13 protein-coding genes and 1 pseudogene are annotated in these 13,333 nt (G+C 37.4%); 8 read left to right on the plus strand and 6 right to left on the minus strand.

From position 1 onward, the window contains the following. Positions 1 to 253: 253 nt before the first annotated feature. From HMO_RS0112070 to HMO_RS17130, 4 genes are all read right to left on the minus strand, one after another. Positions 254 to 781 (minus strand): tyrosine-type recombinase/integrase, encoded by a 528-nt coding sequence (locus HMO_RS0112070; RefSeq protein WP_010304018.1) that lies wholly within the window; start codon positions 779 to 781, stop codon positions 254 to 256. Between the two features lie 301 nt (positions 782 to 1,082). After that, the gene (locus HMO_RS0112075) at positions 1,083 to 2,255 is read right to left on the minus strand and encodes a Fic family protein (RefSeq protein WP_010304019.1); all 1,173 of its coding nucleotides are present in this window, start codon (positions 2,253 to 2,255) and stop codon (positions 1,083 to 1,085) included. Between the two features lie 380 nt (positions 2,256 to 2,635). Further along, positions 2,636 to 3,721, minus strand: coding sequence for a DnaA N-terminal domain-containing protein (locus HMO_RS15890; RefSeq protein ID WP_010304020.1), 1,086 nt, complete (start codon positions 3,719 to 3,721; stop codon positions 2,636 to 2,638). 149 nt (positions 3,722 to 3,870) lie between these two features. After that, a complete protein-coding gene (locus HMO_RS17130) occupies positions 3,871 to 4,017 on the minus strand; it encodes a hypothetical protein (RefSeq protein WP_175282128.1) in 147 nt (48 codons plus the stop codon). Between the two features lie 1,649 nt (positions 4,018 to 5,666). Here HMO_RS17130 and HMO_RS0112095 point away from each other — a divergent pair. Together HMO_RS0112095 and HMO_RS0112100 are read left to right on the plus strand one after the other, a co-directional pair. Beyond that, positions 5,667 to 6,311 carry a ParA family protein gene (locus HMO_RS0112095; RefSeq protein ID WP_010304023.1) on the plus strand — a complete coding sequence of 215 codons (645 nt, stop codon included), beginning with the start codon at positions 5,667 to 5,669 and terminating at the stop codon, positions 6,309 to 6,311. A gap of 8 nt (positions 6,312 to 6,319) precedes the next feature. Beyond that, positions 6,320 to 6,568: a hypothetical protein gene (locus HMO_RS0112100; RefSeq protein ID WP_010304024.1), complete on the plus strand. Its 249-nt coding sequence runs from the start codon at positions 6,320 to 6,322 to the stop codon at positions 6,566 to 6,568. An 868-nt stretch (positions 6,569 to 7,436) separates the two neighbouring features. Here the strand turns inward: HMO_RS0112100 and HMO_RS14975 are convergent. Further along, a pseudogene (locus HMO_RS14975) lies at positions 7,437 to 7,775 on the minus strand (type II toxin-antitoxin system VapC family toxin); the annotation flags it as partial. A 351-nt stretch (positions 7,776 to 8,126) separates the two neighbouring features. Here HMO_RS14975 and HMO_RS15895 point away from each other — a divergent pair. From HMO_RS15895 to HMO_RS15900, 6 genes are all read left to right on the plus strand, one after another. Further along, on the plus strand, positions 8,127 to 8,720 hold the full coding sequence (locus HMO_RS15895) for a hypothetical protein (RefSeq protein WP_010304026.1): 594 nt from the start codon (positions 8,127 to 8,129) through the stop codon (positions 8,718 to 8,720). Beyond that, positions 8,720 to 9,268 (plus strand): immunity 26/phosphotriesterase HocA family protein, encoded by a 549-nt coding sequence (locus HMO_RS0112115; protein ID WP_010304027.1) that lies wholly within the window; start codon positions 8,720 to 8,722, stop codon positions 9,266 to 9,268. Before HMO_RS15895 ends, HMO_RS0112115 begins: the two co-directional genes overlap by 1 nt. Positions 9,269 to 9,309: 41 nt before the next feature. Continuing rightward, positions 9,310 to 9,855 carry a hypothetical protein gene (locus tag HMO_RS17415; protein WP_245528682.1) on the plus strand — a complete coding sequence of 182 codons (546 nt, stop codon included), beginning with the start codon at positions 9,310 to 9,312 and terminating at the stop codon, positions 9,853 to 9,855. Positions 9,856 to 9,908: 53 nt separating this feature from the next. Further along, entirely contained in the window at positions 9,909 to 10,964 is a 1,056-nt protein-coding gene (locus HMO_RS17420) for a hypothetical protein (RefSeq protein WP_010304029.1), read from the plus strand. A gap of 9 nt (positions 10,965 to 10,973) precedes the next feature. Next, positions 10,974 to 11,417, plus strand: a complete 444-nt coding sequence (locus HMO_RS0112130) for a hypothetical protein (RefSeq protein ID WP_010304030.1) — start codon at positions 10,974 to 10,976, stop codon at positions 11,415 to 11,417. Positions 11,418 to 11,782: 365 nt separating this feature from the next. Beyond that, positions 11,783 to 12,475, plus strand: a complete 693-nt coding sequence (locus tag HMO_RS15900; RefSeq protein ID WP_010304031.1) for a response regulator — start codon at positions 11,783 to 11,785, stop codon at positions 12,473 to 12,475. Positions 12,476 to 12,921: 446 nt separating this feature from the next. On the opposite strand, the gene HMO_RS14990 is transcribed toward HMO_RS15900, so the two are convergent. Next, positions 12,922 to 13,287 (minus strand): CsbD family protein, encoded by a 366-nt coding sequence (locus HMO_RS14990; protein WP_010304033.1) that lies wholly within the window; start codon positions 13,285 to 13,287, stop codon positions 12,922 to 12,924. Positions 13,288 to 13,333 lie beyond the last annotated feature (46 nt).

Raw genomic sequence — 13,333 nt, forward strand, 5'->3', positions numbered from 1 at the left:
AAAGAGGTTTTAATCTTTTGTTAAGAAAATTACAAGAGGCAAAAATGGTGATTTTTTGCCCTTTCGAAGAAAACTTTAAAATAATGCAATAAAATATGAGGGGCTATATTTTAGATAACAGTTTTTATTATACAATTTACTTAAAAGTTGATTTTGTTTTATTTATAAGTATCACTCTTTTTATTATGACTCAATCTTAACCTTAAGTTCGATTTAGAATTTTGCCTTTTCTTCGATAAAAGCATAGCTAGGGTTACCATTTCCGCTCAAATTCCTCGACCACATGCTCATCTGTCAGATTCAGGTAAATGGCGGTTGTGGTTAAACGGTCATGGCCTAGAGCTTTTTGGACGGCGGCTAAGGAGATACCTTTTTGGAGAGCCAACGTGGCAAATGTATGGCGGAGTACATGCGGCGTGACAGTTTGGGTCAGTTTCGCTCGATTCGCCACATGTTTAACAATCTTCTGCACCTGGCGCGGCCCCACAAACCATTTGTCATGGATCGAAAAATAGGGCTCCAATAAGGCTTGGACGCGCCGTGACATAGGAACGACTCTCTTTTTGGATTGCTTCCCATAAGGCCCTCCTTTACCAGCAATGCGAATTGATTTCTGTTGCCAGAGGATATTTTGCGGCGTTAAGCTGCAAAGCTCCGAGACGCGCAGGCCCGTATCAAGGAGTGTCCAGATGATCAATTTTTCTTGAGGCGTTTGACAAGCATGAGAGAGGCGATCAGCTTCTTCGGCCCGTAAAGGATCCCTGACATATTGATAGGCCATGAATTATCATTTCCTTGAAAAGTTCGCGCTTTAAAAAAACTTGCGACTATAGTTCGTATTTTATGTAATTCATCCTTAGCCTGAAACCTTGAGCAATGCAAGAACTGAGAGGATTATCATGGATCTAAAGTAGAGGATTGATCTGTGCCTAGTTCGCCTTTATGTGCGGAAGGCGAACTATGATTAAACAGAATTACCTCTTCTGAGCTTTCAGTGGCTGAGAAGAAGTTTCAAAAAGTTATAAGAAAGTCTGAAGTTTTGGTTTTATAGAAAGCTCTCTATTTGATATCTCGTATAGCTTTTAATATAGACGCGAATAGGGTTCAGTTCCTTTATTCAGGACTTCCAGATATTCACTATAAACAAATATTTTATGGCGCTCTTTTCCTGTTACTTCTTTCACGATTCCCATACCTTCCAAAGAAGTTAGAGAGCGTATTACTGTTGGAAGGGAAAGATTACATGCTTGCTTAATGGCAGTTGTCGTCGTAATTGGATGTTGTTGTAGATAAGAATAAATCATCAAGATAGTAGCCGTAGATTTGTGTGATTCTTCGATAGTTGCTCTATCTTTGTTAAAAATCTTGATAATTGCTTGAGCGGTAGCCGTTGCTTGATTTGCAGTTTCAATGACACCTTTCAAGAAAAATACGATCCAATCTTCCCACTCTCCCGTTTCACGGACTCTTTGCAGATGCTCATAGTAAGCTGTGCGATTAACTTTAAAATAAAGACTCAAATAGAGAAGTGGTTGCTGCAGGATTCCTTCATGACAGAGAATAAAAGTAATTAGTAGCCGCCCGAGTCGCCCATTACCATCTAAGAATGGATGAATAGTTTCGAATTGGACATGCGCTAGTGCGGCTTTGACAAGGGCTGGTAAATTAATGGGCTCATCGTGGAGAAAACGCTCAAATTGCCCTAAGGTATCCATAAGATATTCTGGAGGTGGTGGAACAAACAACGCATTACCTGGCCGCGATCCACCGATCCAATTCTGTGAGGTCCTAAATTCTCCAGGGAGTTTGGTACTTCCTCTTCCATGTGCCATAAGTTTTTGATGAATCTCCCGGATAAGACGCAAAGATAAAGGGAATTCTTTTAGTCTCTCTAATCCATAATTCATTGCCGCGACATAACAAGACACCTCAGTAACATCATCAATTGGGACGCCAGGAATTTCCTGGTTTTCAAATAAGAGAAGGTCAGATAGAGAAGATTGAGTACCTTCTATTTGAGAAGATAAGACTGCTTCTTTACGGACATACATGTAAAGAAAAAGAGAGGGGTTGGGTAGAATCATACTCATGCCGTCTAAACGTCCAAGCGATGTAGCAGCCTGATCCAACAATGAATAAAACTTATTGATTTCTAGCGGAGGTGTAGGAGGAAGAGGTTGAGGTAGATAAGCATTGTAAGTTTCTCCGCCAAGAGAACACTTAATGTATTTACCAATTCGATCTTTTTTGTTCATAACAGAAATAAGTAACGTAATATTGGATTTGTGTTACTAGCTATAAAATAACTAACATCCATGAAACATACAATGAAATAAGTAACATTTTTGTGTAAATGTTATATTTAAATTATACCTGAAGGTAAAAATGGCCTCTAAAAGCTTTAAAAAGGCTTACAAGAAAGATCCTGAGAAAATAGAAAGCTTATATACTTTATAGTCTGAGTTCTTAGCTATTTACTGCCAAGCTTTTCCAGCTATCAGTTACAATAGTTAATAATTAGTAAATACAAGGGATATCCTATAAAGCGCTAAAACTATCAATTGCAAAGGTGACCTCGTCTAAATATGCGTAAGACTTGTTTCCTTCGTGCCTGCCCTGCTCAGTGGTTAGGTCTTTAGCAGATCTCTACTTGAAAACCAAGCCATTTTTGGATATCTGGCAAATACTTACTGATAATCCAATCTCTTTTAAACTGATTCGGGGCCTTGAGCACAAGAAGCTTAGAAGCTAATTCAATCTCTAACTCTTTAAACCAAGCTATATAAGTTGCTGCTCCTACAATTTTAAGAATTCGCGCTCGAATATCTCTAACTCTAGCATCCTCTGTAGCAAGCTCGATTGCATTTAAAGCATCTTTAGATAAATTTGGGAGGGGCCTAAGCTCTTTAACTCCTAGTTGTTTTTCAAAAATTTTCTGAATAAAGCCAAATTTAAGAGCACTATCTAAAGCAATCTTAAAACCATTTCTAAGCTTCCCCATAAGAAAATCACTAGAGGCAATTTGTAAGCAATATTCTTTCCATTTTTGAAGACTATTGTGAAATTTATATTTTAGAGCAGCGACGAGCTGTTGACAGCGCTGTCGAGTAGGTAGTGCTTTGACTTCTGGCGCAATAATTTCATTCCATATTGCGACCATTTCAAGAGCAGCTGGTTTTTCACCAGTATTTTTTTCAAAATTATTTTCTTCTGATTGTTTGGAACTATTTTGATTTATTAAAATATCTTGTTTTGTTTTCTTATCAATATAGATTGGCTCATTTTGAGCTGATGATGGAGTCAAAATGACCTTACTTTCTTTAGTTTCTTCCGAGATGGATAATGGTGCACTACGGCTTGTTAAGGATGAAACAGAAGGAAAAAACTTTTCTATTCGATCATAATTAATCGTATACCAATTTGTGCGATTGCTCTTATAAGAAGAGAGTTTACCAACAGATAAAATACCTAATCTTTTTAGGTTACTCACTGCTCTTTTAATTGTGCTTAAGGACAATACTTTTAAATCTGCAGCCCAACTTTCATAAGTATTAGCTATCCACTTCTTTCCCTCAAAAGATTTACCTTCAACTTTTGGATTGTTGATCCAAAAATGGATCTGTTGTAATAGAAGAGCGGATGATTTTCCAACTGCTTTTATTAGCTCGGGTTGCATTAGAAGACATTTATCCCCTATTAACAATGCTTTGGATTTAGACATGTGCATTTCCTTTTTTAAAATTTGCACATGTTCAACAATAACAACAACTTGACATTGTAGAATAAAATCTTTAATATCAAATTAGAAATGTAGCTATTATAGAAGCTCATGTGCACAAAAAAACCTTCTGTTCCCGCAGAAGGTTTTTGTTACTTTTCCACCATTAAAAGCATTATCTTTCTCAATTCTGTTACTGAGTCCTTTAATTCTTTAATGTCATTATGTAAATCAGCGTGAATATTTAGGTTCTTCAACTTGTCCCCTATAGCCTCCTTGATAAACTGTGTACGAGTCATATTTCTCTTTTCGCACTCCTTTTCTATTTGGATAAGAGTTTCTAAAGAGAGCGCCATATTAACTCTTCCCGAAGTTGTACTCAAGCTTTTGCCCCTTTTCACCTTGTTGGTTAAGTAGATCTTAATCACGGAATAAAGTGATTGTCAATAGGTGTGTAGAATTGTGTCAAAGCGTGTTAATAAAATTGGCTAATAATTTTTCTTGTCTCTCGATAATGTGAAAACAAGATAGCATGATATCAAAAAATCGAGTTAACAAGTTATTTTTATATCAATATAAAACGAAAGCTAGATATCTAGATAAACACATTTCTTGCTTTCGGAATAACACTATATTACGTTAACTAAAAATCGTGTTATCATGCTGAGTTTGAGAGTTTCATATAATTAAGCTTTAGCTATTCTAGCACTATATACCGAAAAAAATATATCACGCTATATAGCAAACGGGCTTTCAGGATATATAGATAGCGCGATATCATGTTTTTAGCTTTTTTATGGCAAAGGTACCATTTAAAGCAAAGCATTGTATATGAAAATTTATAAATCACGATATCAAGAAATAATTATATACAGATGTAGAATAAACACGATAAATAAAATTTTGGATATCAAGAAATCAAAATATCCATATTTATAATTTTCACGATAAAGCTAGGAAAGGTAGAGCACATAAGTTTGGTAAAGGAATCACGATATATAGAAATAAAGAAATATATATTTATCTATGACACTATTAAGGGATTTATTGTTATCACTATATCATTTTGACTGCTTATCCCTATAACCGGCTAACTAAGGAAGCATTATCACTTAAGAATAACTAATTTAATGTATGGAATAAAAAGATGGAGAGAGGCAGCGGCGACTATACCATCTAATTCTGCTAAAATGTCTCGTTAGATGCTTTCTCATTGCTACATCTTCATTAGAGAGAGTCAGCTGAAGAAGATAAATAAATCCAGATATAAAGAAAACATGAAATATATATATCTAGAGAAAAATTTATATAGAAAACTAGCTAACTAGTAATCTTGTTTTCAGTTTTATCTTTTAGGAGTTAAAGACAGCCGCATGCATAGCATAAAATGCCACAGGGCTATCCCTTTATAAGAGTAAAAACATATGGAAGAGTTTAAAGGAACATTAATTATTCATAATAATTTACCTATATAAAGAAGCTCTCCATATTTTCCATAAAAGTGGATATATATATTAAGTATTATAGATAATAAGAAATACAAGTTTAAATAAAAATTTTTAAAAATTATAATATAATTATGAAAAACTACGAAGTATTATTATTTAGTATTATGATGTGTACAACACAATATTAAAATATTACACTAGGGAATTTGACCACCTAAATAATATTTAAAAAGATTATATTGTCCTTTTTATAGTTTAATTAAATAGGCCTTATCAGTATGAATGTTTATTTTTTTAAAAAGAGAAAAATTAACACCATATATAAAAACGTCTATATATCTGTAAACTTAATTCTCATAGAGAGGCAGAAAGATTATATTAACTTAGAGATAGCAATTGGTAACCCATACATAAAGAAGGTATGTGTCGAATTAACTATCTATGCACATCCTGTGTCATATGTTATGTATAGCATTATAGGATATAAATATGGATAACTAATGAAAGTATTAACCATTGCAAATCGAAAGGGTGGAGCTGGAAAGTCAACTTGTGCTGCCCATTTAGCTGTTGAAGCAGTAAAATTAGGGATCAAAACTATACTTATAGATATGGATCCTCAGAAAACTTTGGAAGGTTGGTGGCAGAAAAGAAGCGAAGAGAATCCCTATTTAATTGAAGCAAGCGCACCTGATCTTGAAAATGTAATAGAGAAACTTCGAAATAATAACTTTGATCTTTGTATTATTGATACCCCAGGAGATGCAAGCATCAACGCTCTCTCCGGTATGAAAGTTGCAGATTTAATAGTAATACCTTCTAAACCAACGGCTCCAGATTTAACAGCTATTGGAAGAACGATTAGTATGGTGGAGGAAAGTAAAATTAGTTACGTGTTTGTAATTACTCAAGGTATTATAAGAGCAAAAGCGACTCTTCAAGCAGCTTCAGTGTTATCACAATTTGGAGCCGTAGCTCCGGCGGTCATCTCGAACAGAACCTCGTATGCGACGGCAATGGGAATAGGAAGCTCAGCAGTAGAAACGGATAAGCAAGCAGCGGAAGAAATTAGCCAGGTATGGGAGTTTATAAAGTCTAGGCTGTTTGAATCTCCTAAATCTAGCAAGAAAAAATTAACAGCGTAGGAGAAAAAATGTCTAAACCGAAATTCTCGCTGACCTCAGATCTAGTAAAAGTGGAACCTGAGCCAACTGTCGAGCCTAGTGACAAGCAGTTGCATCCTTCTAAAAAGGCAAAGAGCACCCACAATGTGCAGAAAGATTTTATTAGCTTGAAAATCCCTGCAGATCTTAAAAAGAAATTTCAAATATGGTGTTTAATGAATGATAAAAATATGACAGAAGGGTTAGAGGAAGCGCTAAAGCTCTTAATTGCAAAATAAGATATTTATTAGCTAGGAGGGGTTGTTATCTCTTGCGGAATAGTTGAAAGGAGTAGAAAGAATAAGTATAGGCTTTTTAAAGCTCATCAGTGTTACTCAAGAATTTTTAAAAAACTAATTAATCGCTTGGGAGAAATGGGAGAGGATTAGGAATGTTGCTGTGATATAGCAGAGTAAGTGGGAAGGGGTAATAACTGCAAAGAAAAGCAATAATTGTTACTAAACTTCGCAAACCTATGAGTAAACCTTAAGCTACTAAAATCCGCCAAGAGAATCTATCTTGTAATCGTCTTTCCAGCCAATTAAACTGCAAGCCTCCTTTTTTACGCGAACACATCTAAGCGATTGGTTGGCTTTAGAAAATTATTTCTCTTGCCTGTATCAATCTGAGCTAGGTCATCCACCTTTGCCGATTTCCCTCATGGTAGCACTGATCATGCTCCAACATATGCAGGCTTAGATATATAGATCGCTCATGAATGAGTTAAGAATCCTTATTATTAGTATTTAATGGCTATGACCACTTTCGATATAAGCTTCTAATTGATCGAGTAATCGTTCACGTAGTGAATCCCCGTTTATGAGCAAAGTAAAGAAAATTCTTCAAATATTACTTAAAGGAAAAAGATGTTTAGGCTAATCAAGCCTATGTCTAAATAATAGACGGTGTTTTATTTATCTATTTCTATGCAGTTTGTCAAAGAAGTAATATTTTCATTTACATAGCAATAATTTTACTTCTCGAATAGGAGGAAAATGAGTAGTGGCTAAAAGCAAGTGTTTTACGGCAATATTTTTAGACTTATCATTTAAATAATTGATTAGGTAGCTGAAGCTAGTATTTCGCCGTAAAACTAATACATGCCCTTTAGCGAATAAGGTTAATCTCGATATCAGTCAGCCCTAAATCAGCCCATACTTGATCTGCTGTATAGACAGGGAGTTTCATTTTTATTCCTAGGGCCATACAGGCCCTATCGCCTAAGGAAAGGCCTTTATGTGTGATTTGCTTCTCTAAGCTAGCTGCCATTAAAGCTTGCGAGGCATCAAAGGGAATAAGATGAGATATTAAAGGAAAAATAATTTCTTCACACTCCGGGAGGCTCATTTGAGAATCAAGAAGAACACTGGCAACTTCAGAAACATTAAGACTTGACATAACAATATGACCAAGCAATTCTTCCACTATTGTCGCTCCTTGCTCATTTTTAAGGAGAGCAAGGTCCTACGAACAACGGGAAATCCATATAACGTAAGTACCAGCGTAAGCATTGCAAGATAACTTCTGGAAGGAAATGGCGATATCTGAACTCTTTAGGTTTCATTGCAGTGACCATTTATTAGATAATTTACCCTTAACCTAACAACTTCCCAAGAATTTGCAACGGAACCTAGTCCTGCGATTACAATAACATTAGAGGCTACAGGCTTATTACATGATGAAGGTTGTTTAAGTAAAGGTCTGAAATTACTGTCAGAGGCCGCAGTCGCCTTAGATAGCTGTGCTCATGAGCATCCCCATCTGACAAAGTTTGCTTTAACTTCGTTAGAGCTAGCCATGGGGGGCGTCACCGGATATATTGGGTCCAAGGTTGCCGACGGGCTTGGGGTGACAGCTGTTGTCGATACGCATGTCAAACAAGCTGAATCTTGGATAAGCAACCAGCTCCAACAGACTACAGGAATGGGTGAGCAGAAATCTGATATGCTCGCTTCGGCTGGAACATTTGGGTTGATGTTTGGTGTTGGGGCCATGGTGGGCAGCACCAAGGATAAGCTGCTTGAAAAAGCCGGCCAGGTTGCTGAGAAAGTTAAGTTTTATTTTACTTATACGAAATATAAACCTAAGACTGGCCAAACTTACAGCGGTAGGGGTAGTGGAGTAGGGGATCCAAATAATCCATATGATGTGCAGCGCGCACTTGAAAGAAGAGACGCTAGGCACCATAAAAATGCTGAGGGATATGGCAGGGCAAAGTTAGATAAAGTTTCTACAAACCCTGATTCTATTAGAGGTCGAGAACAAATTCAAATGGATAGTTTTGGTGGAGCACAATCGACAGGTGGAACGTCTGGGAATAGCATAAACGGAATTAGAAAAAACCATCCTAAAAAAGATATATTTATGCAAGCAGGGAGTACCTTAGAATAATGGCTAGTAATAAAAAAAGAGTAGCTTTGAAAAAAGGAATAGTTTTCCAAGTCCCTTTAAGTGATGGAAGTTTTGGATATGGACAAATTGTGGAAAAGGCACGAAAGAATTTCTTTAATTTTAGAAATAATGGAGAAATACCCAACTTGAACACATTGGTAAACTTACCTGTTTTATTTCAGATCTCTGTATATGATTATATTTTTAAGGAAGGAATTTGGCCAATAATAGGAAAAGCTGACGTTAATGAGCAGAATATTGACTTTGTTAAAGGTCATTTTACATATGATAAGGATAAAGGATGTTATCTTCTGTGGGAGCAAAACGGTAAGAGAATAGTGGAACCAGATCAGCTAAAAGACTGCGAATATGTCTCAGTGTGGGATTACCAGTCAGCACAGCAAAGACTTTTAGATGCATTAGATAGAAGGCCAAACTATTGGGTGGAGCAGGATAAAAATATGCATAACCCAGATTTTCTAGATATTGTAAATTTTTACAAACTGTATGGCTATGAATTTAAATTACCTGATTCTTTTAAAGATTAGCCATACTTATCTATAATCAGAGGCTGCGCTCGGCGGCGCCATTGGCACGGCTACGGCTGAACGCTTATAAGGAACGGTATAGTGTTCTCAAAAACCACCAAATGGAGAAGATCAAGGCTTATGGTCAGCTCGCCGCTGTCGGTGCGGCCAATACTCTGGGTCTTAATGTCGAAGCCGCCCAATCGGCCGCCCTTAAAGCGATGGAGAATAATACAGGGCAGGTCTTTGGTGCTTTCAGTATAATCTCTGAGACTGCTATTGATGATTTTTCCCAGCAGGAACACCAAGCGAAAGCGGCGGATGAAACCTGTGTTCGTAGCGAAGCTGAGCTGGAAGCCACCCTAGACCAGTGGGATAATTTAAGAGAAGAGGGGCAGGCCCTGCAAAAAGGACAGTATCGTCTCGGTAATGGGGATACAGCCTCGACAGCTGAGGATGTCTCGGGACTCTTTTTTGATGCTGCTACCCGTGATCAGCGGATCGCCAATATTAAAGCCCGCAAGGTTATGGAGGACAAGACCCGGCAGCTCCTGGTCGAGCATCACACGGCCCACACGACATTCGAGCAGCTAGCGCACCGCACTTAATAGTCAAACCCACGGAGCGACGCTTTGATATCATTGAGCGGGCTAAGCAGGCCTTGGCGAGCCACACCGTCCCTGATCTGGCACAGGTTTCTAGCTATGCCAGCGCTAGTTCAAGCTCAACCGGCCCCTCGGTGATGATGGCCAGTCTTGCCGCAACCGCAACGACCGCAGGCCAGATAATGCAAGGAGCTATGCCACGCTTAGCCGCCGGCGGCGCCCCCGCGATCTTTGAGGTAGCAGCAGCTGGGTTCGGTAAAGTTCCTGTGAATCCTTATACAGCGCTAATGACAGCAGCTGCATTAGGTACAACGTATGGAGCCTATAAAGGTTATGAATGGTATCAAGACCGTGAACGAGCTAAAGAAAACCAAGCCGTTGCCGAACGCGAAGATCTTAAGCAAGCTTATGAATCCTCCCGTTCCCAACAAGGTCAAGCTTGGTTGCAGCGCCATACCTATAATTTAGCAGCCGCCGACACAGCCGTTCCGGGCGTCTATAATCCCAGCACGGATAAAGGAAAGGAAAGAGTTTCCGGCAGCAGCACCAGCCACTGCGAGACCACCGATCCCGTCGAAGGCTGGGTTGATGAAGGTTTCACCACCGAGCCCACAAAGGTGCAAATACTGTCGACTCCTATTCCAGAGTCTGCAAGACCAGGTATCGAAGGCTTTGACCAGGCACCCTCCAGCATCAATATTACTCTTGAAGGCTTCGAGATTTATGATGGGCCGCAGATACAGATATTGACAAATGCTGCTAGCTCTTCAGAAGAATTTAGAGGAGGTGCGTATGGTCAGCTGCCATGTATTCCGGGGTGGCATCGTCACCATATGCCAGCTGACAGCGTGAATGGGATACCCTCTACCTATGCTGGGCCTGCTATACAAATGGAAATGCAGGACCATCGTTTAACATCTAGCTTTGGAAACTCTTCTGCTGCACAGGAATATAGGAAAGAAATAGATAAATTAATCAGCCAAGATAAGCAAAGAGAAGCCATGGCTAAAGAGATATGGGATGTAAAAGCATCTTCTGGTTCTAAGTATAACAAGCCTATGCAGGATATGTTAGAGTATGCTAAAAAGATTGGATATCTTGATAAGAAGTAGGAGCATAAAGTGACCACTATACTTGATAAACTATTATTATACTCTCCTAGAGAAACAGAAGAGCAAGTTAATAATTTTGTAGATATTGTAGAGAATTTACAAGGAAAAGTTGATTGTGTTGTAGCCCATGCATTAATGAAAACTTTTTCTCAAGCGCCCGATTACGGTACTCAAGAATCAGTTATGAGCACTCTTGCATCTGGAGACCCAAGTGTAGTAACAAAAGCCATATTAGAGGAAATACCGAGATTAGTAAAAGAGGCTCCTCGATGGGCAGACACTTTAATGATAAATCAGTACCTTTTTAATAAAGAGCAGGTATTAAGTATATTGAAGGATTGTCCAATGCCTATAAAAAATGCGGTGCTAAAAGCCATAAATAAGCCAGAGGTACTTAGCTTTGAGCCTAAAATAAAAGAGCTGATTGAGTATATAAATGATTCTAAAGAATAAACAATTTGACTACTTGCGCTGGATGGGCATTGTAGGAATCTCTTAAGATGGATTTAAAGGATCAATTTCTATAAGGCAAATCCCAATAAAGTTCAGCAATAAGATTAATTTACAACTGAGACCCGTATAGGTGAATATTTTATGAATTTTACCCGTAGTTCTATGATTGCAAATAAACCAGGATGGAAAAATTTTTGTTATACTTATTATAGGAATAAAGTTAAAAATTGTATGATCCTTTTAAAGCGTGTAGACTCCACGTTAGGACGCGGCTCACTTAAAATAAGGTTATTTTCGAATGATGAGCCCATACTTTTTGATAGTAGTAATATACTCAAGAGATTAAACTTATATTGAGGTATCTAATGATTGATAATATTGACAAATACGTTGCCAAAAAATTAAAGTATTATAGGTTAAAATTTGATTGGCCACTCAAGAAGTTAGCCGATGATCTAGACGTTTCATTACAACAAATGCATCGCTATGAGCAGGGAACAAATAAGATCTCAGCTGGCTTACTTTATAGATTATCGAAGATATTTAAGATAGATTTAGCATGTTTCTTTGATAATGTAGATGAATCTTCATTAGATACAAAACAGGATCCTTATAGAGTGCTTTTGATAGAAGACAATCCAGATGATGAATACTTCTTTAGAAAATGCATATCAGAATATGATGAACAGTTAGACATTTATGTTTTAAGAGATGGAGCAGAAGTCCTCAATTATTTTAGAGAGCTTCAAGATACTTCGGTTCGTCTGTTCTCTCAGCCCGATATAATTTTCATGGACCTAAATATTCCGTCTGCAAATGGCTTTGAGCTTTTAAATGACCTCAAGAAGCGCCCAGTTTTAAATGGGGTACCAATTATTGTTCTGACTAGTAGTGTTAATGAAGAAGATGCTGTTAAATCTTATCTTTTACATGCAAATGGATTTATACGTAAGTCATTTACTTTTAAAGAATATAGCGAACAGCTCAACATTGCGCTGAATTATTGGATAAAAGCTGCGGGCCTTCCCCATCACGAACAGATAAAAGAACAAGCATAACATAAAATAAACCAACAGAGGTGAAATACCTCCTCTGTTGGTTTAGGTCTAATTTTTTCCTCGAGATTTTAAATAAACAAGGGCAAGAGCCATTCCTAAGGCAGTCCCTATAACCTTTCCTGTTTTTCCTTTCAGTATAAGGGGGAGGGATAACTGCTTTACTGTTTTTTCCATTATAGTCAATAAATCTTGTGCGGATGATCTTGAAGAAGAGGCCTTATGATAAAGTAATAATCCTCCTATTATTAAAATGATCACGCTTATCAATAAGGCACTCCCACCTTCTCCCAGGAGAGGGACGAATAATTTATAGGAAGCATAGACAGCTAAGCTAGCTCCCTGGATTATCAATATCCCTCCCAAAACCTTTTTCCATAAGAATCTAATGCTATATGCTGGCTTGTCCATGCTTCTTAAAATAAAGGCTATTAAAGGAGGCAAGATACTCATTTTATAAGCCGCCCTAGAAGAAATCCAATACCTAAGCTTATTGCTACAGAAGGTAAAGGATTATCTTTAACCCTCTCAGATAAATCCTTAGCTAGCTGTTGTGAGTAATCGACTGCTTCCTCCTTTTTTTCTTTTAGAGTGTGAAGAGTATCTTCTATTAAACCTTCTGATTTATTCAGTATTTCGGTTATATAATCTTCAATATATTCTTTGGTTTCGCCATACTTACTTTGGATTAGGCCTACAAGCTTGTCCTTTTCTCCGTTAATACTTGAAAACTCTTGATCCGTAATTTTTCCCCATCTTTTCTGGATGGAACCTTTAAGTTCATTTATGTTTCCTTTAATAATATTATTATTCATTTAATTACTCCTTTCTGTTTTATTTTTAAATAATATAATATTTAGG

This window comes from Candidatus Odyssella thessalonicensis L13 (assembly GCF_000190415.1).
Lineage (GTDB): Bacteria > Pseudomonadota > Alphaproteobacteria > Paracaedibacterales > Paracaedibacteraceae > Paracaedibacter > Paracaedibacter thessalonicensis.

What these genes read in the sequence shown, in the direction of transcription:
- HMO_RS0112115 (WP_010304027.1), top strand. Translation starts at nt 8,720, where the DNA reads ATGGCTAGTAATAAAAAAAGAGTAGCTTTGAAAAAAGGAATAGTTTTC.
- HMO_RS0112100 (WP_010304024.1), top strand. Translation starts at nt 6,320, where the DNA reads ATGTCTAAACCGAAATTCTCGCTGACCTCAGATCTAGTAAAAGTGGAA.
- HMO_RS0112075 (WP_010304019.1), bottom strand. Translation starts at nt 2,255, where the DNA reads ATGAACAAAAAAGATCGAATTGGTAAATACATTAAGTGTTCTCTTGGC.
- HMO_RS15890 (WP_010304020.1), bottom strand. Translation starts at nt 3,721, where the DNA reads ATGTCTAAATCCAAAGCATTGTTAATAGGGGATAAATGTCTTCTAATG.
- HMO_RS17130 (WP_175282128.1), bottom strand. Translation starts at nt 4,017, where the DNA reads ATGACTCGTACACAGTTTATCAAGGAGGCTATAGGGGACAAGTTGAAG.
- HMO_RS15895 (WP_010304026.1), top strand. Translation starts at nt 8,127, where the DNA reads ATGGGGGGCGTCACCGGATATATTGGGTCCAAGGTTGCCGACGGGCTT.
- HMO_RS0112095 (WP_010304023.1), top strand. Translation starts at nt 5,667, where the DNA reads ATGAAAGTATTAACCATTGCAAATCGAAAGGGTGGAGCTGGAAAGTCA.
- HMO_RS14990 (WP_010304033.1), bottom strand. Translation starts at nt 13,287, where the DNA reads ATGAATAATAATATTATTAAAGGAAACATAAATGAACTTAAAGGTTCC.
- HMO_RS0112070 (WP_010304018.1), bottom strand. Translation starts at nt 781, where the DNA reads ATGGCCTATCAATATGTCAGGGATCCTTTACGGGCCGAAGAAGCTGAT.
- HMO_RS15900 (WP_010304031.1), top strand. Translation starts at nt 11,783, where the DNA reads ATGATTGATAATATTGACAAATACGTTGCCAAAAAATTAAAGTATTAT.